The sequence below is a fragment of the Enemella evansiae genome (assembly GCF_004362375.1).
Classification (GTDB): Bacteria; Actinomycetota; Actinomycetes; order Propionibacteriales; family Propionibacteriaceae; genus Enemella; species Enemella evansiae.
Genome location: NZ_SNXA01000016.1, coordinates 1 through 21,776, shown reverse-complemented (window position 1 = coordinate 21,776; position 21,776 = coordinate 1). Strand labels below are relative to the sequence as shown.

Annotated in this window: 21 protein-coding genes and 1 pseudogene; 11 read left to right on the top strand and 11 right to left on the bottom strand. The window is 70.6% G+C overall.

Features of this window, described 5'->3' with window-relative positions; genetic code table 11:
- Nucleotides 1–110: 110 nt before the first annotated feature.
- Nucleotides 111–629 (bottom strand): annotated as a pseudogene (gene idi, locus C8D81_RS21725) (isopentenyl-diphosphate Delta-isomerase); the annotation flags it as partial.
- A gap of 69 nt (nucleotides 630–698) precedes the next feature.
- On the opposite strand from idi, the gene C8D81_RS20475 reads away from it, so the two are divergent.
- Entirely contained in the window at nucleotides 699–1,232 is a 534-nt protein-coding gene (locus C8D81_RS20475; RefSeq protein WP_133626704.1) for a MarR family winged helix-turn-helix transcriptional regulator, read from the top strand.
- A gap of 58 nt (nucleotides 1,233–1,290) precedes the next feature.
- On the opposite strand, the gene radA is transcribed toward C8D81_RS20475, so the two are convergent.
- The 4 genes from radA to C8D81_RS20455 all read right to left on the bottom strand — a co-directional run bounded on the left by radA (nucleotide 1,291) and on the right by C8D81_RS20455 (nucleotide 5,360).
- The gene (gene radA, locus C8D81_RS20470; protein ID WP_094399367.1) at nucleotides 1,291–2,709 is read right to left on the bottom strand and encodes a DNA repair protein RadA; all 1,419 of its coding nucleotides are present in this window, start codon (nucleotides 2,707–2,709) and stop codon (nucleotides 1,291–1,293) included.
- A gap of 71 nt (nucleotides 2,710–2,780) precedes the next feature.
- Nucleotides 2,781–3,878 (bottom strand): histidinol-phosphate transaminase, encoded by a 1,098-nt coding sequence (gene hisC, locus C8D81_RS20465; RefSeq protein ID WP_094358938.1) that lies wholly within the window; start codon nucleotides 3,876–3,878, stop codon nucleotides 2,781–2,783.
- Entirely contained in the window at nucleotides 3,878–4,510 is a 633-nt protein-coding gene (locus tag C8D81_RS20460; RefSeq protein WP_094358936.1) for a VOC family protein, read from the bottom strand. Before C8D81_RS20460 ends, hisC begins: the two co-directional genes overlap by 1 nt.
- Before the next feature lie 79 nt (nucleotides 4,511–4,589).
- Nucleotides 4,590–5,360, bottom strand: coding sequence for a hypothetical protein (locus tag C8D81_RS20455; protein ID WP_094358934.1), 771 nt, complete (start codon nucleotides 5,358–5,360; stop codon nucleotides 4,590–4,592).
- A 107-nt stretch (nucleotides 5,361–5,467) separates the two neighbouring features.
- On the opposite strand from C8D81_RS20455, the gene C8D81_RS20450 reads away from it, so the two are divergent.
- From C8D81_RS20450 to C8D81_RS20425, 7 genes are all read left to right on the top strand, one after another.
- Nucleotides 5,468–6,415, top strand: a complete 948-nt coding sequence (locus tag C8D81_RS20450) for a Ppx/GppA phosphatase family protein (protein ID WP_094358932.1) — start codon at nucleotides 5,468–5,470, stop codon at nucleotides 6,413–6,415.
- Between the two features lie 37 nt (nucleotides 6,416–6,452).
- Nucleotides 6,453–7,265 carry a sugar phosphate isomerase/epimerase family protein gene (locus C8D81_RS20445; RefSeq protein ID WP_094399552.1) on the top strand — a complete coding sequence of 271 codons (813 nt, stop codon included), beginning with the start codon at nucleotides 6,453–6,455 and terminating at the stop codon, nucleotides 7,263–7,265.
- A gap of 25 nt (nucleotides 7,266–7,290) precedes the next feature.
- Entirely contained in the window at nucleotides 7,291–8,217 is a 927-nt protein-coding gene (locus C8D81_RS20440) for a proline dehydrogenase family protein (protein WP_094405058.1), read from the top strand.
- A gap of 30 nt (nucleotides 8,218–8,247) precedes the next feature.
- Nucleotides 8,248–8,379 carry a hypothetical protein gene (locus tag C8D81_RS21825; RefSeq protein ID WP_267489550.1) on the top strand — a complete coding sequence of 44 codons (132 nt, stop codon included), beginning with the start codon at nucleotides 8,248–8,250 and terminating at the stop codon, nucleotides 8,377–8,379.
- 7 nt (nucleotides 8,380–8,386) lie between these two features.
- Complete coding sequence (locus C8D81_RS20435) at nucleotides 8,387–9,214, top strand: CPBP family intramembrane glutamic endopeptidase (protein WP_133626703.1); 828 nt, start codon at nucleotides 8,387–8,389, stop codon at nucleotides 9,212–9,214.
- Nucleotides 9,215–9,333: 119 nt separating this feature from the next.
- Complete coding sequence (locus tag C8D81_RS20430; protein ID WP_094358926.1) at nucleotides 9,334–10,722, top strand: sugar porter family MFS transporter; 1,389 nt, start codon at nucleotides 9,334–9,336, stop codon at nucleotides 10,720–10,722.
- Nucleotides 10,719–11,666: a PfkB family carbohydrate kinase gene (locus tag C8D81_RS20425; protein ID WP_094405060.1), complete on the top strand. Its 948-nt coding sequence runs from the start codon at nucleotides 10,719–10,721 to the stop codon at nucleotides 11,664–11,666. The genes C8D81_RS20430 and C8D81_RS20425 overlap by 4 nt, the downstream gene beginning before the upstream one ends.
- A 21-nt stretch (nucleotides 11,667–11,687) precedes the next feature.
- On the opposite strand, the gene C8D81_RS20420 is transcribed toward C8D81_RS20425, so the two are convergent.
- Together C8D81_RS20420 and C8D81_RS20415 are read right to left on the bottom strand one after the other, a co-directional pair.
- On the bottom strand, nucleotides 11,688–12,605 hold the full coding sequence (locus tag C8D81_RS20420) for a cation diffusion facilitator family transporter (protein ID WP_094405061.1): 918 nt from the start codon (nucleotides 12,603–12,605) through the stop codon (nucleotides 11,688–11,690).
- Nucleotides 12,606–12,613: 8 nt separating this feature from the next.
- Nucleotides 12,614–13,690 (bottom strand): LacI family DNA-binding transcriptional regulator, encoded by a 1,077-nt coding sequence (locus C8D81_RS20415; RefSeq protein WP_094405062.1) that lies wholly within the window; start codon nucleotides 13,688–13,690, stop codon nucleotides 12,614–12,616.
- Between the two features lie 74 nt (nucleotides 13,691–13,764).
- Between C8D81_RS20415 and C8D81_RS20410 the strand changes: the two genes are divergently transcribed.
- The 3 genes from C8D81_RS20410 (at nucleotide 13,765) to proC (ending at nucleotide 16,893) form a co-directional block, all read left to right on the top strand.
- The gene (locus C8D81_RS20410; protein ID WP_208109431.1) at nucleotides 13,765–15,000 is read left to right on the top strand and encodes an MFS transporter; all 1,236 of its coding nucleotides are present in this window, start codon (nucleotides 13,765–13,767) and stop codon (nucleotides 14,998–15,000) included.
- Between the two features lie 61 nt (nucleotides 15,001–15,061).
- On the top strand, nucleotides 15,062–16,099 hold the full coding sequence (locus C8D81_RS20405) for an aspartate-semialdehyde dehydrogenase (protein ID WP_094430488.1): 1,038 nt from the start codon (nucleotides 15,062–15,064) through the stop codon (nucleotides 16,097–16,099).
- Nucleotides 16,096–16,893: a pyrroline-5-carboxylate reductase gene (gene proC / locus C8D81_RS20400; protein ID WP_094430486.1), complete on the top strand. Its 798-nt coding sequence runs from the start codon at nucleotides 16,096–16,098 to the stop codon at nucleotides 16,891–16,893. Before C8D81_RS20405 ends, proC begins: the two co-directional genes overlap by 4 nt.
- 20 nt (nucleotides 16,894–16,913) lie before the next feature.
- Here the strand turns inward: proC and C8D81_RS20395 are convergent, their stop codons facing one another.
- From C8D81_RS20395 to C8D81_RS21100, 4 genes are all read right to left on the bottom strand, one after another.
- The gene (locus tag C8D81_RS20395; RefSeq protein ID WP_094430484.1) at nucleotides 16,914–18,020 is read right to left on the bottom strand and encodes a uroporphyrinogen-III synthase; all 1,107 of its coding nucleotides are present in this window, start codon (nucleotides 18,018–18,020) and stop codon (nucleotides 16,914–16,916) included.
- Entirely contained in the window at nucleotides 18,017–18,763 is a 747-nt protein-coding gene (gene cobA, locus C8D81_RS20390; protein WP_094399341.1) for a uroporphyrinogen-III C-methyltransferase, read from the bottom strand. The genes C8D81_RS20395 and cobA overlap by 4 nt, the downstream gene beginning before the upstream one ends.
- On the bottom strand, nucleotides 18,760–21,294 hold the full coding sequence (gene nirB / locus C8D81_RS20385; RefSeq protein ID WP_094430482.1) for a nitrite reductase large subunit NirB: 2,535 nt from the start codon (nucleotides 21,292–21,294) through the stop codon (nucleotides 18,760–18,762). Before nirB ends, cobA begins: the two co-directional genes overlap by 4 nt.
- Before the next feature lie 272 nt (nucleotides 21,295–21,566).
- Nucleotides 21,567–21,776, bottom strand: a 210-nt coding sequence (locus C8D81_RS21100; protein ID WP_208109430.1) for a hypothetical protein, incomplete at its 5' end; no start/stop codon positions are given.

The window sequence follows — 21,776 nt, the reverse complement described above, 5'->3', positions numbered from 1 at the left end:
AGTTCGACGAGTTCGGCGCGGAGCAGGGTGTCCACGGCGGCCAGCGTCGTCGCCGCATCGCTGGGGGCGGCCGTGGTCGGGCTCGCCGCGACGGCGTACGCCCGGGTCAGTTGCGGCAGCTGGCGGACCGCCCACGGGCTGATCAGCTCGGGCGTCTCGGCCAGGGCGAGTGCCCGCTCGGGTGTCAGCCAGGCGTATTCGACGACCTCGTCGGGGTCGGGCATCAGCTCGGGCTCGGCGAGCCGACCGGTCCACACCGGGCAGATCTCGTTCTCCACCACGCCGCTGGCGTCGGTGGCGCGGTAGCGGAAGTCGGGCAGGGCGAGCCGCAGGCTGTCCGGGTCGACCTCGGCGCCGAGCTCCTCGCGGACCCGGCGCACGATCGCGGTGCGGTCGTCCTCACCGGGTCGCGGGTGCCCGCAGCAGGAGTTGGTCCAGACCCCGGGCCAGGTCGCCTTGGTCAGGGCGCGACGGGTGAACAGCACCTGTCCGCGGTCGTCGAACAGGTGCACCGAGAAGGCCCGGTGCAGCGGGGTGTCGGGGCCGTGCACGCTGAGCCGGGGTGCGGTTCCGATGGCCGCACCGGTGTCGTCGAGCAGCTCGACCAGGTCGGTGGTGACGGTGGTCATCGCGGCACCCCGCTTTGTCCCACCCGGTATCCGGTGTTCAATGAGGTGGCTGACCGGGAGGGGTTGACGGTGCACGGAACGACGGATGAGCCGCAGCGGGAGGCGGTCGTGCGGGCCGCCGGGCTGGTACGGCAACTGTCCATCGCAACCAATCGGTACGTCGAGCGGGTCCGTCGTGACCTGGAGATGACCCGCAGCGACCTGACGGCGATGGAGATGATCGCCACCCGCAGCCGGGCGGGTGATCCGATCTCGCCCTCGGAGCTGGCGACCCAGTTGCAGCTGTCGGCGTCGGCGGTGACCTCGCTGGTGGACCGGTTGGAGCAGATGGGCCACGTCCGCCGCGGCCGCCGCTCCGATGATCGGCGCCGGCAGACGTTGACCATCACCGACAATGCGGCGGCGGTCTCGGGTGCGGCGTTCTCGCCGCTCAGCCGGGCGGTGCGATCGGCGATGGAGCGGCTCAGTGATGAGGAGCTGGTCGTCGTCGGACGCGCGCTGCAGGAGGTGGTCGCCGAGATCGAGCGGCTGCCGTGCGCTGTCGTCCCGGCTGAGAACCGGACCGGCACCGATACCGAACCCATTGCCGCTCCTGCCGATTGAACCTTCGATGATCGAACGATTCGATCATACAAAACGTTTTGTGCGCGGGTGACCTACCTCACCATTGACCACCCGGTTCCCGCCTGATGTCCACCACTTTCTGATCGAGCGCCTGGAAAAGCGCCTCACGCAGGGTGCCGACCTCGACGACCCGCATCCCCTTCACCCCGCGCGGATGCGGTCGGGAGCCGCGCTCCGCCGGCACCACCGCGGTGTCGAAGCCGAGCCGGGAGGCCTCCGCGATCCGCCGGTCCAGACCCGGCACGCGGCGCAGCTCACCGGCCAGCCCGACCTCGCCGATCGCGACCACCCGGCGATCCCCGCCGGTGCCGGTGGCGGTCTGGTTGCGGGCGGCGGAGGCGATCGCGATCGCCGCGGCCAGGTCGATCCCGGGATCGAGCACCCGCGCCCCGCCGACGGTGGAGGCGTACACGTCGTGGGAGAGCACCCGCACCTGGGCCCGTCGGTCGAGGACCGCGTTGAGCATGGTGATCCGGGAGTATTCCAGGCCGTGGGTGGTCAGCCGCGGTTTCTCGCTGCGCACCACCAGCGCCTGCACCTCCGCCAGCAGCGGGCGGCGGCCCTCCATGATCACCGAGACGCAGGTGCCCGGGACCGGTTCGGCGTGGGAGGAGGTGAACAGCCCCGATGGGTCGGGCACCTCCTGGATGCCGTCACCGGCCATCTCGAAGCAGCCCACCTCATCGGCGGGGCCGAAGCGGTTCTTCGCCGCGCGTACCATCCGGAAACCGGAGTGCCGGTCGCCCTCGAAGTTGAGCACCACATCGACCAGATGCTCCATCGTCCGCGGGCCGGCGATCGATCCCTCCTTGGTGACGTGGCCGACGATCACCACCGCCATCCCGAGACGCTTGGCGACCCGGACCAGGGCGCCGGTGGTCTCGCGGACCTGGCTGACCCCACCGGGGGAGCCGTCGGCCTCGGTGGTGCTCACCGTCTGCACCGAATCGAGCACCATCAGCGAGGGTTCGACCTGCTCGATGTGACCGAGGATGGTGCCCAGATCGCTCTCGGCGGCGAAGTAGAGGTCGTCGGCGACCGCTTTCGTCCGGTCGGCCCGCAACCGGACCTGGGCGGCCGATTCCTCACCGGAGACATAGAGGGTACGCCGGCCCGCGCGGGCCCAGCGGGCGGCCACCTCGAGCAGCAGCGTCGACTTCCCGACGCCCGGTTCGCCGGCCAGCAGCACCACCGCGCCGGGCACCAGGCCGCCGCCGAGGACGCGGTCCAGCTCGGCGACACCGGTCAGATTGCGATCGGCGGCCCGGGCCGACACCTCCGCGATCGGCACCGCCCTGGTGGTCGGGGCGGCGGAGCGGACCTCGGCCACCTTGGGTGCACCCTGCTCGACCACCGAGCCCCAGGTCTGGCACTCCCCGCAGCGCCCCACCCAGCGCAGCGATGTCCAGCCGCACTCGGTGCACTGATATGCCGGTTTCGTCGAAGCCTTTGCCACGACCGTGACTCTAGACGCCGGCCCCGACACTCATCGGCGCCGCGGCCATGCGGGATGCTACTCGATGAACGTCAGCGGGGGAGGGTCTTCGCGACCTCGAGGACGCGGGCGTTGGCCTCGGGTTCGCCGACGCTCACGCGTACCCCGTCGAAGGCGTCCCCGGCGGCGTACGCGCGGGTCATCAGACCGTGCGCGGCGAAATGCTCACCCCAGGCGGTGGTCCGTTCCCCGGCGGGCAGCCAGACGAAATTGCCCTGGCTTTCGGGCACCTCGATTCCCAACCCACGCAGGGAATCCGCCAGCTCGTCGCGGGCGGCGATGAGCGTCTTGACCTGCGCCATCAGCTCGTCCTTCGCCCGCACCGAGGCGACCACGGCGGCCTGCGCCGGGACCGACACCCCGAACGGCAGCGCGACCGCCCGCATCGCGGTGGCCAGCTCTGCGTGCGCCACGGCGTACCCGACCCGGAAACCAGCCAGCCCGAAGGCCTTCGAATAGGTGCGCAGCACGATCACGTTCGGCCGCTGCGCCCAGGCCTCCAGCCCGCGCGCGGCCTCGGGGTCGGTGACGAACTCGACATAGGCCTCGTCGACGATCACCAGCACGTCCTCGGGCACCCGATCGCAGAAGTCGATCAGGTCGGTGTGCCGGATCGTCGGCCCGGTCGGATTGTTCGGCGTGCACAGCATCACCGCCCGGGTCCGCGGCCCGATCGCGGCGAGCATTGCCGGCAGGTCGTGGGTGCAGTCCGGGCGCAGCGGCACCGGCACCGGTTTCGCACCGGTGAGCTGGACCCCGATCGGGTACGCCTCGAAGCTGCGCCAGGCGTAGACCACCTCATCACCGGGATCGCAGACCGTCGTCAGGGCGTGGAAGAGCACCGCGACCGATCCGGTGCCGAACGCCAGATGCTCGGGGCCGACATCACCGCCGAGCAGCTCGGCGGTCGCCTCGGCGACCGCCCGGTTGCCGGCATCGGGATAGCGGTTCATGCCCCGGCTCGCCTCGTCCACCGCGGCCAGCACGCTCGGCAGCGGGGGATAGGGATTCTCGTTGCTGGAGAGCTTGTACGCCCGCCCGTCGGGTCCAGCGGTGGCCGGCTTGCCCGCCCGGTACGCCGGCAGCGCCCGGATGCAGGCGCGGATCCGGACCCCGCCGGAGTCCGACATCAGACGCGGACCTTGCCGTTGTCGGTGCGGAAGTGCGCCGCCACGATGCCGGGCTGGCCGTTCTGGGCGACCCACTCGATGTCGAAGTCGAGCAGCTGCTCGCTCGGGCCGCCGAGCCACTCGTCGACCCGGTTCTTGTCCCCGGCGATCTCCAGGCGGATCAGCTGGATGCTGCCGGCCAGCGCCTTCGGGCGGACCGATTCATCGGAGATCCACTTGAGGAAGAACGGCAACTGCGGATCGGCCTGCAGCCCCTTGATGCCGAGCTGCTTCCACTCCAGCAACCGGCCGTCGGGGAAGTGCCGCGAGCCGTCAACGGCCTCCCGGCCCAGCCGTGCCTCGAAGGGGGCCATGTCATCGACCGAGATCACCCAACCGAGCCAGCCACCGCCGGCCTCGGAGCGGGCCCGGACCACCTGGCCGAACGGTGCCTTCTCCGCGACCGGGTGCTCGAGGACCTCGACGATCTCGATGTAGCGCTCATCGGTCAGCGGAATCAGCCGATTCCGGGTGCCGAAGCGTGGATGGAATCCGCCGTCCCGGGACTGGGCACCGAGCAGCTGACCCAACCGGTCGGAGGTGGCCTGCAGCCCCTCGGGTCCAGCAGCAAAGACGAGATGGTCGACGTGCATGCAGCCATTGTGGCCCCCGAGTGGCCGAGGCGACGAATGGGGTGGGTGCGATGTGGGTAACCCCCCTGTGCTACTCACGTCAGCTGCCGGCCGCGGTGCCGCGGCTGGCCGGATGGATGGTGCGCGGATCACCGGCCTCGAAATCCTCGCAGAACTCGACCAGCAGCCGGTACGCCTCGGCGCCCATCAGTGCTGTCAGCTCCGCGGCATTGTTGCGATAGACCGGCTCGGAGCCGATGTGCGCCTCGGTGTTCGAGGTGCAGTACCAGTCCAGGTCGTGCCCGCCGGCACCCCAGCCCTCCCGTACGTACTCGCCGATGGTCACCTCGGTGTAGCTGCTGCCGTCGTTGCGTTCCACCGTCCGGTACTGCCGGCGCAGCGGCAGCTGCCAGCAGACATCGGGCTTGGTCTCCAGGAAGTCGCGGCCCTCGCGTACCGCCAGCGAATGCAACGCACACCCCTCACCGCCCGGGAATCCAGGACGGTTCAAGAAGATGCAGGCCCCGTCGACGACCCGGGTCTTGCGCGCCGGCTCCTCGTCCTCGCCGTCGGTCTCCTCCTCGACCCAGCCGCCGTCCTTGGCCGCCGACTTGTACTGCCAGGTGGACTTCTTCAGCCGCTTGACCGCCTTGGCGACCCGTTTCTCGTCATCGGCATCGGAGAAGTGCGCACCCAGGGTGCAGCAGCCGTCGTCGGGGCGGTCGGCGTAGATGCCGGGGCAGCCGTTGCCGAACAGGCACTGCCAGCGGGAGGTCAACCAGGTCAGGTCGCAGCGGAAGATCTGATCGTCATCCGCCGGATCGGCGAACTCGACGTAGGACCGCGGGAATCCGATGAGGATCTCAGGCACGGAGCGACCCTACCGGCGTACGCAACTCCGCCGGATCGGTGCCCGGGCCCGGTCCGGACACTGCTCGGGGATTGGCACCGGACGCGGTGGAGGACAAAGATGGGCGGGTGCGACTTGGGGTACTGGACATCGGATCCAACACCGTTCATCTGCTGGTGGTCGACGCCCGCGTGGGTGGTGCGCCGATCCCGGCGGCCTCGCACAAGCGGGAGCTGCGGTTGGCCGAACATCTGGAGGCCGACGGCCGGATGAGCCGCAAGGGCATCGATGCGCTGGTCGACATGGTGGCCTCGTCCAAGGAGTTCGCCGAGGACACCGGATGTGCGGAGATGCTGCCGTTCGTCACCTCGGCGCTGCGCGAGGCGAGCAACTGCGACGAGGTGATCGCCGAGGTGGAACGCAAGACCGGTGTCGCGCTGCGGGTGCTCTCCGGTCAGGACGAGGCGCGCGCGACCTTCCTGGCGGTACGCCGCTGGTACGGCTGGTCGGCCGGCACGCTGAGCGTCTTCGACATCGGCGGTGGCTCGCTGGAGATCGCCGCCGGGCCCGATGAGGACCCGGAGGTGGCGCTGTCGGTGCCGGTCGGTGCCGGTCGGATGGCGCGGCGGTTCGGCGGCAAGGACGTGACCGCGCTGCGCCGCCACGTGCGCGCCGAGATCGGCTCGGTGATCGGTGAGGTGCTGCGCCGCGGCCCCTTCGACCGCTCGGTGGCCACCTCCAAGACCTTCCGCACCCTCGGCCGGATCACCGGGACCGCACCGGCCGCCGACGGCCCCTATGTGCCGCGGGTGCTGCGCCGTGAGGCACTGTCCGAGGCCGTCGAGCGGATCGCGAAGATGAAACCCGCCGAGCGCACCCAACTGCCCGGCGTCTCGGCCGGCCGCGCCCCGCAGCTGCTGGCCGGGGCGGTGGTCGCCGAATCGGTGATGGAACTCGCCGGCATGGAGGCCCTGCAGATCTGTCCCTGGGCGCTCCGTGAGGGCATCATCCTCAACCACCTCGACCATCTGGACTACTTCAACGGCAACGGTGTGGGCGTCGAGGCGACGCACTGAACCCACCCGCTGACGGGTGATGGGTACGCTGATTCCGATGAGCAGCAGCAGTTCGGGCCCACGGGTGGCCCTCAGCACCTCCTCGGTCTATCCCGAGTCGACGGCGGCCGCCTTCGAGTGGGCCGGGCGGATCGGCTACGACGGGGTCGAGCTGATGGTCGGGCTGGATCCGGTGTCGATGGATGTCGATGCCGTCGAGCGGCTGCGTGACCATCACCAGTTGCCGGTGGTCTCGGTGCACGCACCCACCCTGCTGTTGCTACCCCGGGTGTGGGGGTCCGATCCCTGGGAGAAGCTCGAACGTTCCGCCCGGGCCGCCCTGCAGCTGGGTGCCGAGACCGTGGTCGTGCATCCGCCGTTCCGCTGGCAGGGCCGCTACGCCGCGGGTTTCGTCGAGGGCGTGCGCCGGCTCACCACGACCACCGGAATCCGTTTCTGTGTGGAGAACATGTATCCGTGGCGGACCCCGACGGGGGAGATGAAGGCCTATCGGCCGGGGTGGGATCCCAGCGAGCTGGACTACGACCATCTGACCCTCGACCTGTCCCATGCGGCGACCGCCAAGCAGGACGCGCTGCAGCTCGCCAAGGCCTGGGCGGGTCGGCTCGAGCACGTGCACCTCACCGATGGCCGTGGCTCGTTCAAGGACGAGCACCTGGTACCCGGGCGCGGTGACCAGCCGGCGGCCGAACTGCTGCAGTACCTGTCCGCCGAGCCGAGCTTCACCGGTGATGTGGTGCTGGAGGTGAACACCCGCGGCAGCGGCAGTCGGCAGCAGCGGGAGACCGATCTCGTCGAGTCGCTGGCCTTCGCCCGCACCCATCTCGCCGCGGTCACCGACCCGTCCTGAACCGGCAACGACTGAGGAGGCGGACGTGCTCAGGTCCCTGGTCCGGATGGCCGCGCGCAACGGGCGGTTGGCCACGGCGCTGGACAACACCCCCGCCGGCCGGGTGCTGGCGAGCCGCCATCTCGGCCCCGCCGATGAGGTCCGGGTGATCGAGGTGGCCCGCGGGCTGGCCGACACCGAGCGGCTGGTCGCCCTGGAACCGTTGCGGCACCCGGCCGGCACGGTGCTGCGCGCCCAGGCCTCCGAGGCGGCGTACCTGCGGCTGCTGGACCGGCTCACCGCGGCCGGGATCGAGGGTGCCGAGGTCTCGGTGCGGTTGGCCGCGCTGGTCGCCGACGCCGATCCCGGACCGGTCGCGCGCTCCCATCTGGTCACCGTCTGCCGGGCCGCCGAGCAGCAGGGGCATCGGATCAGCCTGGATCCCGAGGGGGCCCGCGGGGCCGGTGCCGGGTTGGCCCTGGCCCAGGACCTGCACGCCGAGTTCCGCGGCACCCTGGGTGTGCAGCTGCCCGCCCATCTGCACCGCGCCGAGACCGACGCCCAGCTGCTCGCCGAGAAGGGCATGCGGGTCCGGCTGGTGCGGTTGTCGGTACGCCCGGTGGCCGATGCCGCGCACGTCGAACCGGCCGCGGTCGACCGCTCGTTCGTCCGCTGCCTGCGGATCCTGATGGAGGGCGCCGGTACGCCGGTGATCGCCACCCATGATCCGCGGCTGCTCGCCATCGGCGCCGACCTGGTCCGCCGCCAGCACCGGGAGGCCACCGCCCAGGAGTTCCTGCTGGATCACCGGATGCACCCGGTGGACCGGCGCCGGCTGATCGCGGCCGGTCTGCTGGTGCGGACCAATCTGCCCTACGGTGAGGACTGGTCCTGCTATCTCGCCCGCCGGCTCACCGAGGATCCCGGTGGGCTCAGCGAACTGCCGCGCGGTCTGGTGCACCGCACCGACTGAGAACCCCCGATCCCCACCAGGGAAGGAAAAATGCAGCGAGCACCCCGCGGTGACAAGCCGAACAGCCCCTTCCGCATCGCCGCCCTGGCGATGGGGGTGGTGGCGCTGCTCGTCGTCGCCTGGTTCATCGTGATCGCGGTCATCGAAACGTTCACCCCGTGAGCGCCCGATGAGCACCGCGGTGGCGGCACCGGTCGGCCGCAGTGGCCGGCCGCTGGTCGAGATGGTGATCGTGCTGGCTCTCTCGCTCGGCCAGTCCGGGGTCTATTCGGTGCTGCGTATCGTGGAACGGCTGACCCGCGATCAGCCGCTGAACCAGCAGACCGCGTCGATGAACAGTTCGGCGACCCCGGATCGGCCCTGGCTCGACCTGACGTACCAGCTCGCCAACCTCGCCTTTCCGTTGGTACCGGTGGTGCTCGCGCTCTATCTGCTCACCCAGCTGCCGGGTCGGCGGGCCTGGCCGGGGGATCGGATCGGGCTGCCGGCGAACCGGCGGCTGGGGTTCGACCTGACCCGCCCGGGTTCGGATCTGGTACGCGGTTTCGCGATCGCCGCGGCGATCGGCATCCCCGGACTCGGGTTCTATCTGCTGGCCCGGCAACTCGGCATCAACGCCACCGTCGAGCCGGCCAACCTGGCCGAGAACTGGTGGACCGTACCGGTCTATGTGCTGTCCGCGGCGATGAACGGGGTGCTCGAGGAGGTGCTGATGCTGGGTTATCTGTTCCTCCGGTTCAGCCAGTGGCGACCCACCCCGCCGGCCGGGCTGGTGGCCTGGCTGCCGATCCTGATCGGCTCGGCGCTGATCCGCGGCAGCTACCACCTCTACCAGGGCTTCGGCCAGTTCATCGGCAACGTGTTCATGGGGTTGGTGTTCGGGCTGCTTTTCCTGCGCGGGAAGCGAACCATGCCACTGGTGATCGCGCACACGCTGATCAACATCGCCGCCTTCGTCGGGTACGCCCTGGTCGCCGGCCGGGTCAGCTGGCTGTGACCCGGACCTGGTGTCCCCGGCCCACGGAATTGGCACTGTCGCGGGTCGCGTAATTGGCACTGTCGCGGGTCGCGTAATTGGCACTGTCGCGGGTCGCGGGGCGGGTCTAGGGTGACGACATGAAGCCATTGGTGATTCGTAGTGCGATCGTCGCTTCGCTCGGCGGTCTGATCTTCGGCTTCGACACCGCGGTCATCTCGGGTGCCGAGGGCTCGATCCAGGAGGTCTTCGGCCTCAGCGACGGGATGCTCGGCTTCACCGTCACCACCGCCCTGATCGGCACCATCCTGGGTGCCCTGATCGCTGGGCAGCCCGCCGACCGGTACGGCCGCAAGAAGGTCCTCTACGTGATCGGCGTGCTCTATCTGATCGGTGCGCTCGGTTCGGCGTTCGCGCCGAATGTGGTGGCCCTGCAGATCTTCCGCTTCATCGGCGGCATCGGTGTCGGCGCGTCCTCGGTGTGCGCCCCGATCTACACCGCCGAGGTGTCCCCGCCGAAGAACCGCGGCAAGCTGGTCGGCCTGGTCCAGTTCAACATCGTTCTCGGCATCCTGGTGGCCTACGCCTCCAACGCGATCATCCGCGCGCTGATCGACGGTGAGCACGCCTGGCGCTGGATGCTCGGGGTGATGGCGATCCCGTCGGTGGTCTTCCTGCTGCTGCTGTTCACCGTCCCGGAGACCCCGCGCTGGTTGATGGCGCACGGCAGACAGGACGAGGCCCGGGAGGTCTCGGAGCGGCTCACGATGACCCGGGCCGAATCCGACGACCAGCTCGCCGAGATCTCGAGATCCCTGCAGGACGCCGCCCACGCGCCCAGCGTCCCCTTCTTCACCAAGGGGCACATGCGGGTGATCATGCTCGCGGTCGCGATCGCCTTCTTCAACCAGATGTCGGGCATCAACGCGATCCTCTACTACGCCCCCCGGGTGATGGAGGCCGCCGGTGCCAGCACCAACGCCGCCTTCCTGATGAGCGTCGGGGTCGGTGCGATGAACCTGGTCGCGACGATGGCCGCGCTGACCGTGATCGACCGGATCGGGCGACGCAGCCTGATGATCGTCGGTTCGATCGGATACCTGCTGTCGTTGGGATTCCTGTCCGGGGTGATGTTCTTCTATGAGCGGATCGGCTTCAACTCCACCTCCAGTGTGCTGGTGCTGCTCGGGTTGATGGTCTTCATCGCCGCCCACGCCTTCGGTCAGGGGTCGGTGATCTGGGTGTTCATCTCCGAGATCTTCCCGAACCGGATCCGCGGGCGGGGCCAGTCACTGGGATCCCTTACCCACTGGGTGTTCGCGGCGATCACCTCGTTCGCGTTCCCGCCGATCATCGGTGCCCTGGGTGGCGGGGTGGCCTTCCTGATCTTCTTCGTGGCGATGATCGGGCAGCTGATCTGGGTGCTGAAGGTGATGCCCGAGACCAAGGGCGTGCCGCTGGAGGAGATGGAGGCCAGGCTCGGTGTGACCGATGATGTGAGCACACCGACCCGGGAAGGACAGCGATGACGAGGATCCGACTGCTGAGCGTGGGCGAGGCACTGATCGATGTGGTGGACCAGCACGGCCGCACATCCGAGCACGTGGGCGGCAGCCTGCTCAACGTGGGGTGCGGGCTCGGCCGGCTCGGTCACGACTCGACCATCCAGACATGGATCGCCCGTGACGAACGGGGGGAGCGGATCCGGGACTGGGTGAGCGCGGCCGGTGCGAGCCTGGCCGAGGGATCGGAGGAGGCCGAGCGCACCCCGGTGGCGTACGCCACCCTCGACCTGCACGGCCACGCCGACTACACCTTCGACCTGGAATGGCGGCTGCCGAAGCCGCCGGCCGATGACTACCAGCACCTGCACACCGGCAGCTTCGCCTGCACCCTGGAACCCGGCGGCAGCCAGGTGGTCGCCGCGGTGCTCAAGCTGCGCGAACAGGGCACGGTCTCCTACGACCCGAACATCCGCCCGGCGCTGATGGAGAGCGCGGAGGCGGTGCAGCCCCGGATCGAGGAACTGATCGGACTGGCCGATGTGGTCAAGGCCTCCGATGAGGACATCGAGTGGCTCTATGGCGATGTGCCGCTGGAGGAGGTGATCGCCGGCTGGCGGGAGCGCGGCCCCTCGCTGGTGGTGATCACTCGCGGGCCCTGGGGTGCGCTCGCCGCACTGGCCAGCGAACCCGAGGTGCTGAAACTCGATCAGCTGCCGGTCACCGTCGCCGACACCGTCGGCGCCGGGGATTCGTTCATGGCCGGGCTGATCAGCGGCCTGGTCGACGCCGGCTTCATCGGCTCCCGCGCGGCCGCCGACCGGCTCGCCGTGGCCGGCTGGGCGGACGTGCAACCCGCCCTGCAACGCGCCATCGTCACCGCGGCGATCACCGTCAGCCGCGCGGGGGCGTACGGTCCGGACCGCGACGAGGTGCAGGCCGCCCAGGCCACGGCACCGGCCGCCGAGTAGGGCGTACGTCCGGGCGGGTCGTCAGGGTTCGAGCGGCACCTCACCGACCGGGATGTCGGCCCAGGAGGCCGGGTCCTCGATCGGCTCCAGATGGGTGGTCACGGTCAGATCGGGGATGGTGGCACGCAGCTCGTTCTCGATCTCCTCGGCGAAATCGTGGCCGCGCTGCACGGTCCAGACCCCGGGTACGAGCACGTGCACACTGGCGAATCGCTGATGCCCGGCGACCCGGGTCTGCAGGCCGTGGAAGGCGACCTCGTCGCTGCTGCGGCGGCGCAGCACCTCGATCAGCGCCTCGCTCTCCGCCTTCGGCAGGGCGGCATCGAGCAGCCCGGACATCGACTCGGTGATCAGCCGGGTGCCGGTGATGATGATGTTCACCCCGACCGCGAAGGCGACGATCGGGTCGAGCCGGTCCCACCCGGTGAGCCAGACCAGGCCGACGCCGATCAGCACCCCGGCCGAGGTGACCACATCGGTCATCAGGTGCTTGCCGTCGGCGGTCAGGGTGATCGAACGGTGTTTCCGCCCGGCCCGGATCAGGATCATCCCGACCACACCGTTGATGACCGAGGCGACGACCGAGACGAGCAGGCCGATGCCGACATTCTCCAGCGGCCGCGGGTTGATGAAGCGCTCCACCGCGGTCACGCAGATCACCCCGGCGGCGACGAAGATCATCGTGCCCTCGACGGCCGCGGACAGGTATTCGGCCTTGGTCCGGCCGAACGGATAGCGCGGATTCGCCGGCCGGGCGGCGACCTTGAGCGCCACCAGGGCGACCACCGCGGCGACCAGGTTCACCACCGACTCGGCGGCGTCCGACAGCAGGCCGACCGATCCGGTGAGCGCCCAGGCCCCGGCCTTCAGCGTGATCGTGACGATGGCCGTCGCGATCGCCAGCCAGGCGAATCTGCTCAGGTCCCGGGACTCACTCATGCGGCCGATTATGCAGCGCCCGCCGGTGCGGCGGTGGTGTCCCCGATCCGCAGATCGACCGGCAGCATCCGATCCGGAGGTGATTCGCCGTTCAGCACCGCGCGCAGCATCTCCCCGGTGGCCCTGCCCTTGGCGACCGCGTGCTGGTCGATCGTGGTCAACCGGTGCGGAAACCACGGCAGTGCGACCCCGTCGAATCCGGTCACCGACAGGTCCTCGGGCACCCGCAGCCCGCGGTCGGTGGCCGCCTGGATCGCACCGACGGCCAGCAGATCGCTCTGGGCGACGATCGCGGTCGGTGGCTGGTCGGCATCCAGCAGCAGGCCCGCGGCCAGCCGACCCTGCTCGACATCGGACTCGGAGGTCTGCGCGGCCGGGACGTCCCAGCCCGCGACATCGGCGAAACCGAGTGCGCGCTCCCGGGTGTCGGGATAGGCCGATTCGGCCGCGCCGGTGAGGGTGGTCAGCTCGGTCGGGCTGTGCCGGGTGAGCGGCATCATCAGGTGGGCCAACCGGTCGGGGCGGTGGCCGAGCTCGAGCAGCAGCCGGGTGATCCGGGCGGATGCACCGCGCTCGTCGATGCGCACGTGCCGCACGCTCTCCCCGAGCGGAGCCCCGGTGCCGATGATCGGTACCCCCCGGGCCTCGAGACCGGCCACCAGCGGGTTCGTCTCCTCACCGCAGAACAGGAAGACCGCCGCGTCCATCGGCTGCGCCGCCGCGCGGAGCGGGCCATCACCGGGATCGTGGATCAGCAGCAGGCCGGCCTGCATCTCGTACAGCACCTGGCTCAGTCCCTCGAGCATGGCGGCGGCGCAGGGATCTCGGAAGGCGTACGCCAGGCGTGACTCCGCGAAGGCGCCGACGATCCCGCTGCGCCCCTGGCGCAGCGAGGCGGCCAGCGGATCGGGGCCGAGGTAGCCCAGTTCTGCCGCGGCCTCGCGGACTCGGCGGACGGTCGCCGGTGCCACCGAGCCGCGTTCGCTGAATGCCAGGGAGGCGGTGGAGGCGGCGACCCCGGCGCGTTCGGCGACGTCGCGCAGCGTCGGACGCGGGTGCGCAGTGGGTTGACGACCGGTGGGCATGCCTGACAGCATAACGAATCGATTCGATCGAATCGATTCGACACAACCGACCACACCGACCCGAAAGCCGCACCGTGACCGCCACGCCGACCTCATCCGAACCGCGCACCGACGTCGACCTGCACCGCGCCTCCGGTGCGGTCTATCTGGCCTTCGTCGCCAACGGCGGCCTGTTCGCCGCCTGGGCATCCCGCATTCCCGACGCCATCCGGCAGCTCGAGGTCAGCACCGCACAGTTCTCACTGCTGCTGTTGTGCCTGTCCATCGGTGCGGTCGCCGCCCTGCCGTTGTCGGGACTGATCGTGCAGCGGATCGGGTTGTCCCGCGCCATCCTGACCGGCGCGAGCGTGGCCAGCGTCGGGGTCAGCGTGGCCGCCCTCGGCGTCACGGTCTGGTCCCTGCCGACGGTGGTGGCCGTCGGGCTGGCGTTCACCGGGCTCGGGATGGGCCTGTGGGACGCCTCGATGAACATGGCCGGAGCCGATGTCGAGCACCGCCTCGGCCGCTCGATCATGCCTCGCTACCACGCCGCGTTCAGCGGCGGCACGGTCGCCTCGGCGCTGATCGGTGCGGCAGCCTCCGCGGCGCGGATCCCGTTGGCGGTGCACATCCCCGCGCTGGTCGTGGTGCTGCTGGTCGCGGTCGTGATCGGCACCCGGCCGCTGCGTGGCCTGCGGCACCACGTGGAACCACGGCCCGATGACACCACCCCAGTGGTGACCCGCTCGGCCTGGACCGAACGCCGCACCCTGCTCATCGGCATCGTGGTGATGGTGGCCGCGTTCACCGAGGGCACCGCCAACGACTGGATCGCCGAGGCGTTCGTCTCCGGCCACGGCGTACCCAGCTGGGCGGGCATCCTCGCCTTCGCGGTCTTCCTGACCTGCATGACCGCCGGCCGGCTGGTCGGCACGCACGTGCTCGACCGCTACGGCCGGGTACCGGTGCTGCGCATCACCATGATCGCCGCCGTGCTCGGCTGTCTGCTGGTGGTCTTCGGCCCGACCCCGGTGGCCTATCTCGGTGTGGCCGTCTGGGGCATGGGGGTCGCCCTGGGGTTCCCGGTCGGGATGAGTGCCGCCGCCGACGATCCCGACCGCGCGCCGGCCCGGGTGGCGACCGTGTCCACCATCGGCTACACCGCCTTCCTCGCCGGGCCGCCGCTGCTGGGTTTCCTCGGCGAGCACTTCGGCGTGCTGCGGGCCCTGCTGGTGGTCGGGGCCGCGGTGATCGTGGCGCTCGCCTGTCTGCCGGCGGTACGCGAGCCCGCCCGCCGAGATCTTTCGTCCTCCCCGCGCCACCCGTCGTAGGCTTGCCCGAGCAACCCGGGGCAGCAGGCGTACCCGGTCCACAGTCTTGGAGTGAAACCCCATGCGCGTAGGTGTGTTCGGTGCCACCGGCCAGGTCGGCGGCGTGATGCGCGATCTGCTGGTCGAACGTGACTTCCCGGTCGATGAGATCCGGTTCTTCGCCTCGGCCCGGTCCGCCGGCAAGACCCTGGACTTCAACGGCCAGCCGGTGACCGTGGAGGACATGGCCACCGCTGACTTCTCCGGCCTGGACATCGCACTGTTCTCCGCCGGCAAGGGAGCTTCCAAGGAGTACGCCCCGAAGGTCGCCGCGGCGGGTGCGATCGTGATCGACAACTCCTCCGGTTGGCGGCTGGATCCCGAGGTGCCGCTGGTGGTCGCCGAGGTCAATCCCGAAGACTGCATCGAGCCGCCGAAGGGCATCATCGCGAACCCGAACTGCACCACGATGGCGATCATGCCGGTGCTCAAGCCGCTCACCGATGCGGCCGGTCTGCAGCGGCTGCAGGTCGCCACCTATCAGGCGGTCTCCGGCTCCGGCGGTTCCGCGGTGCAGGCCTTCGCCGACCAGGTCGCCGCCACCGACGAGCTGACCGAGCTGACCTTCGACGGCCGGATCGGCGAGGTCGCCGACCCCGCCCCCTACGTCAAGCCGATCGCGTTCAACGCGCTGCCGCTGGCCGGTGCGCTGGTCGACGACGGCTCCGGTGAGACCGATGAGGAGCAGAAGCTGCGCAACGAGTCGCGCAAGATCCTGCACCTGCCGGAGCTGCTGGTCGCCGGCACCTGCGTCCGGGTACCGGTGTTCACCGGGCACTCGCTCGCCGTGCACGCCGAGTTCGAGCGCCCGATCAGCCCCGAGCAGGCCACCGAACTGCTCGCCGATGCCCCCGGTGTCGAGCTGATGGATGTGCCCACCCCGCGCGATGCCGCCGGCGCCGACCCCTCCTATGTCGGCCGGATCCGCGCCGATCAGTCCGCCCCCGAGGGGCGCGGTCTGGTGCTCTTCGCCTCCAACGACAACCTGCGCAAAGGTGCGGCGTTGAACGCGGTACAGATCGCCGAGGTGGTGCTCTCCCAGCGGGTTCCCACCGCATGACGAGGGTCGCGCTGCTCGGCGGCGGGGTGATGGGGGAGACCGTGCTCGGCGGGTTGCTGCGCGGCGGGTACGCCCCCAGCGATGTCGTGGTGGCCGAGAAGCGGGCCGAACGCGCCGCCGAGCTCACCGAACGGCACGGTGTGGACACCGCCACCGGCCCCGACGCGGTCCGCAGCGCCGAGGTGGTGCTGCTGGTGGTCAAGCCGCAGGATGTGGCGAGCGTGCTCGCCGAGGTGGCCGACGACCTGGCCGACGAGGTGCTGGTGGTCTCGCTGGCCGCCGGGGTCACCTCGGCCGCCATCGAGGAGGCGCTGCCCGAGGGCACCGCGGTGGTCCGGGTGATGCCGAACACCCCGGCCCGGGTCGGCCAGGGGATGGCCGTCGCCTCCCCGGGTGCGCATGCCACCGACGCACAACTCGAACTGGTGAAGGAAATGCTGGGCGGCACCGGCAAGGTGCTGGTGGTGCCGGAGAAGCAGCAGGACGCGGTCACCGCGGTCTCCGGCTCCGGGCCGGCGTACCTCTTCCTGGTCGCCGAGGCGATGACCGATGCCGCGGTCACCCTGGGCCTGCCGCGTGATGTCGCCCGGGAGCTGGTCACCCAGACCCTGTTCGGCAGTGCCACGCTGTTGCAGGAATCCGGGGAGCATCCGACGTTGCTGCGCGAGCAGGTCACCTCACCCGGTGGCACCACCGCGGCCGCGCTGGCCGCGCTGGAGGCCGGCGGGTTGCGGACCGCCTTCGCCGATGCGCTGACCGCCGCTCGGGACCGTTCGGTCGAACTCGGCGGTTGAGCCGCCGCATTCTCACCTTCTCAACGCTGCAACAGATAGCCGCGACGCACCACGGTGCGCACCAGGTTGTCCGGCAGGGCGCCGCGGAGCCGGCTGATCGCCACATCGAGGGCGTGGTCGCTGGCGCCGGTGGGCAGCAGGCCGGCCAGTTCCTCGCGCGGCACCACCCGGCCGGGGCTGTCCGCCAGTCGGGTCAGCAGTCGCAGCGATACCGGTGACAGCGGCACCGTCTGCGTACCGATCCGGGCCGCGTGGCCGCGGATCTCCAGCTCGCCGAGGGCGGTCGACACGCTGCGGCGGCGGTGTGCGGTGAGGTGCTCGGTGACGGCGCGGACCAGCGCGCCGAGGCGATAGCGCTCGGGCACCACCGGTTCGATGGCGGCCGCGATCAGGCCCTGTGCGGTGACCGGGCCGATGGCGGCAGCGGTCGTCTCCCCCTCGCGGAGCGCGGCGAAGAACTCGGCGCCCCGGGGATGCGCGCGGGCGTGGTCCAGCAGGGCGTCCACCGCCGGCGCGGAGGTGAAGGTGAGCACATCCAGCTCCCCGTCGCAGACCCCGGTCACCAACCGGTCCGCGTGCGCGGCATCACCGGGCAACCAGCGGTAGGGCTCGACGCTCAGCACGGTGGCACCGGCGCCGCGCAGCCGGTCCAGCTGGCTGTGGTCGGCGTAGCCGTGCAGCTGGATCGCGACGGTGCTGCCGGCGAGCGGGGTGCCGTCGACACCGTCGGTGATCAGCCGATCGACCAGGTCACCGGTCAGGTCGCCGAAATGCGCCTCGGCATCGTCCAGGCCGGCCGCGCGGACCGCGCCACGGGCCTTCGGTCCGCGGATCAGCAGTTCGGCATTCCAGAGTGCGGCGAGCAGGTCGTCCAGCAGCCCGGCGGCGTCGGCGGCCTCGGTCCATCGGCGCAGTCCGTAGGCGGTGGTCACGATCACCGCATCGGGCCGGGCGGTGATGATCGCCCGGGTCTCGGCGAGCAGGACCTCGTCGCGTTCGGCCGGGGCGGTGCGCAGCAGCGGCAGATGGCAGACCCGGGCGCCGCGACGCTCGAAGGCGGTCAGCAGATCGGCCGAGCGCCGGTCCGAGGTCACCGCGATCGTGAAACCGGTCAGTTCCGCGTTCACGAGGCCACCCTATGACCAGCCGCAAGACGGCTGGCGTCGCCGAGGCGTACCACCTCACCGATCACCACCACGGCAGGAGATCGGACGGCGTGCAGCGCACCGGCGAGCAGGCCGGCCAGGTCGCTGGTGGTGACCTGCTGATCGGGTGCGGTGCCCCGTTCGACGGCGGCGACCGGGGTGGTCGCGGCCATGCCGGCGCGGAGCAGGCCGGCGCCGAGCTGGGGCAGCGTACCGATCCCCATGAGCACCACCAGGGTGCTGCCGAGCCGGACCAGCGCGTCGAGTTGTTCGTCGGTCGGTGGGACGTGGCCGGAGAGCACCGTGTAACCGTGTGCGATGCCGCGGTGGGTGACCGGGATCCCGGCCGCGGCCGGGACGGCGACGGCCGAGCTGATGCCGGGGATCACCCGGACCGGTACGCCGGCGGCCTCGGCGGCCTGCAGTTCCTCGTGACCGCGGCCGAGGACGAACGGGTCGCCGCCCTTCAACCGGACCACCCGCTGCCCGCGGCGGGCCCGGGCGATCATCTGCTGCTCGATCTGCTGCTGGGGCACGGCATGGTGGCCGGGGCGTTTGCCGACATCGACGACCTCGGCACCGGGTGCCCAGTCGGCCACCGCCTGCTGCGGGGCGAGCTTGTCGAGGAAGACCACGTCGGCGGTGGCCAGCGCGCGGCAGGCGGCGACGGTGAGCAGCTCCGGGTCACCGGGCCCGCCGCCGACCAGGGTGATCGTGCCGGTCATCTCGCACGCACCGGGATGGTTTCGCCGAGCGCGACCGGGCGGCGCTGGCCGCGTTCGATCACATACTGCGCCGACTCGTCGGGGGTCAGCGGCGCGTTGACGAAGGAGCGGAATCGCCGCAGTCGTTCGGGATCGGCGAGAGTGTCGGCCCACTCGTCGCTGTAGTTCTCGACGTGCCGGGCCATCGACTCCTCGAACTCCTCGGCCAGCCCCAGGGAGTCCTCGACGACCACCTGACGCAGATGGTCGATGCCGCCGTCCAGGTCCTCCAGCCAGCGGGCGGTGCGCTGCAACCGGTCGGCGGTGCGGACGTAGTAGACGAGGAAACGGTCGATCAACCGGATCAGGGTCTCGCCGTCGACATCGGTGGCGAGCTGCCGGGCGTGGGCCGGCTGGGCACCGCCATTGCCGCCCACGAAGAGATTCCAGCCCTTCTCGGTGGCGATCACGCCGACGTCCTTGGACTGCGCCTCGGCGCATTCCCGGGCGCAGCCGGAGACCGCCATCTTCAGCTTGTGCGGGGATCGCAGGCCGCGGTAGCGCAGTTCGAGCTCGATCGCCATCGCCACCGAATCGCCGACACCGTAACGGCACCAGGTCGACCCGACGCAGGATTTCACGGTACGCAAGGACTTCCCGTAGGCATGCCCGGATTCGAAGCCGGCATCGACGAGCCGTTTCCAGATCGGCGGCAGCTGATCCAACCGGGCGCCGAACAGGTCGATCCGCTGCGCGCCGGTGATCTTGGTGTAGAGGCCGAACTCCTGCGCGACCTCGGCGATCACCGCCAGCTTCTCCGGGGTGATCTCGCCGGCGGGGATCCGGGGCACGACCGAGTAGGAGCCGTCACGCTGCAGATTCGCCAGCGCGCGGTCGTTGGTGTCCTGCAGCGAGCCGCGACCGGAGTCGAGCACGTATTCGTTGTGCAGTGAGGAAAGCACCGAGGCGACGGTCGGCTTGCAGATGTCGCAGCCGTGCCCGCTGCCGAGCCGGGCGAGCACCTCGTCGAAGGACCGCAGCTCCAGCAGGCGTACCTGCTCGAAGAGGGCGGCGCGGGAGAGCGGCAGGTGTTCGCAGAGTGCGTCGGAGACCTCGACACCGGCGGCGGTGAGCTCGGCGTCCAGGGTCTTCTTCAGCAGCGGGACGCAGGAGCCGCAGGTGGTGCCGGCGCGGGTGCACTGCTTCAGCTCGGCCAGGTCGCAGCAGCCGCCGCGGACGGTCTCGCGCACGGTACCGGCGCTGACGTTGTTGCAGGAGCACAGAGTGGCATCGTCGGGAAGTCCTGCGTCGGTGGGGAGTTCGCCGCCGACGCCGAGGTATGCGCCGGGGGCGGCGGGGAGTCTGCGGCCGAGCAGCGGGCGCAGCCCGGCGTACGCGCTGGCCTCGCCGACCAGGACGCCGCCGAGCAGGGTGGTGGCGGTATCGTCGAGGACGAGCTTCTGGTAGAGGCCGCGAGCCGGGTCGGCGTAGACGACCTCGAGGGCGCCGGGGGTGTGGCCGAAGGCATCGCCGAAGCTGGCCACATCGACCCCGGAGAGCTTGAGCTTGGTCGCGGTGTCGAAGCCGCCGAACTCGCTGGGGATGCCGCAGAGCCGGTCGGCGACCACGCCGGCCATCGCGTTCGCCGGGGCGACCAGGCCGACGCAGCGGTCGTCGAAGCAGGCGACCTCACCGATCGCCCAGATCCCGGGGGCGGAGGTGGCGCAGTCCGCGCCGATCACCGCGCCGCCGCGGGGTCCGATGGCCAGGCCGGCGTCGCGGGCGAGTTCGTCGCGGGGGCGTACCCCGATGGCGACGACGACCAGGTCTGCGGGGATCGGGTCGTCGTCGACCAGGGCGAGGGCTGCGACGTTGCCGTCGGCGTCGAGGGCGACGTGCGAGGTGCGGACACCGGTACGCAGGGTGAGCCCGCGCGCGGCGACCAGCCGGCCGAGCGCCTCGCCACCACCGGCGTCGAGCTGGGCGGCCATCAGCCAGTCGGCCAGGTCGACCACGACGGGATCGCAACCCAGTTCGGCCATTCCGGCGGCGGCCTCCAGGCCGAGCAGGCCACCGCCGACGATCACCGCACGCGGTCGGCGGCCGAGGGTGGTGGTGAGCCGGGCGGTCTCCGCGCGGAGGGTGTCGATGTCGGCCAGGGTGCGGTAGACGTGGGTGGCCTCCGCGCCCGGGATCGGCAGTCGGGCAGCGGAGGATCCGGTGGCCAGGACGAGTTCGTCGTAGCCGATGGTGGACAGCGGGCCGGTGTCACTGGTGCTGATGGTGCGGGTTCCCGGGTCGATCGCGGTCGCGCGGATGCCGGTGACCAGGTCGATGTCGGTCCGCTCCCACAAGCTCGCGTCACCGAGGGTGAGGTCGACGGTGCCGGTGAGCGCGGAACTCAGCGCCACTCGGTCATAGGGGATCGCGGGCTCCTCGGCCAACACCGTGACCCGCGCCGTGCTGCGACCCGCATCGGCATGGTCGGCCATCGCGCGGGCGAAGGCGTACGCCGCCGGGCCACCACCGACCACCACAACATGTCTGGACATCCTGGCTCCCTAGCTGGTCCGGATACGGGATCTGCTTGCACAGCAGGCTAGGAACCGTCTTTCACGCCGGCGTTTCGCGATCGTTTCGGTCATGTGACGAAGTCCCACGTTCATCGAGTAGGTCGCGCAGCGACCGTGTCTTTCACGTTCCTCGAGTAGGTCGCGCAGCGACCGTGTCGAGAGGAACCGCGAGGCGAGTTGCTCATCTCGACACGCTCGGCATTGCTCCGCTTCGCTGCGCATGCCGCGCTACTCGATGAGCGTGCAGAAACCTAATCCTGGTGGGGAATCAGGGCAGGCTGAGTATCCGGCGGAACCGGCTTCTTCGCCGTCTGCTTCGCCCTCTTCTGTTGCGCTGCGTTGGCCTGGTCGCGGGCAGCCTGGCGCAGGTCGCGAAGCCGTTGGTTCTTGCGGGCGCGGCGGAGCCGCTCGCGTTCGCGGGCTTCGTCGGCTGCTTGTTCGGCTTCGGCCTGTTCCTTCTC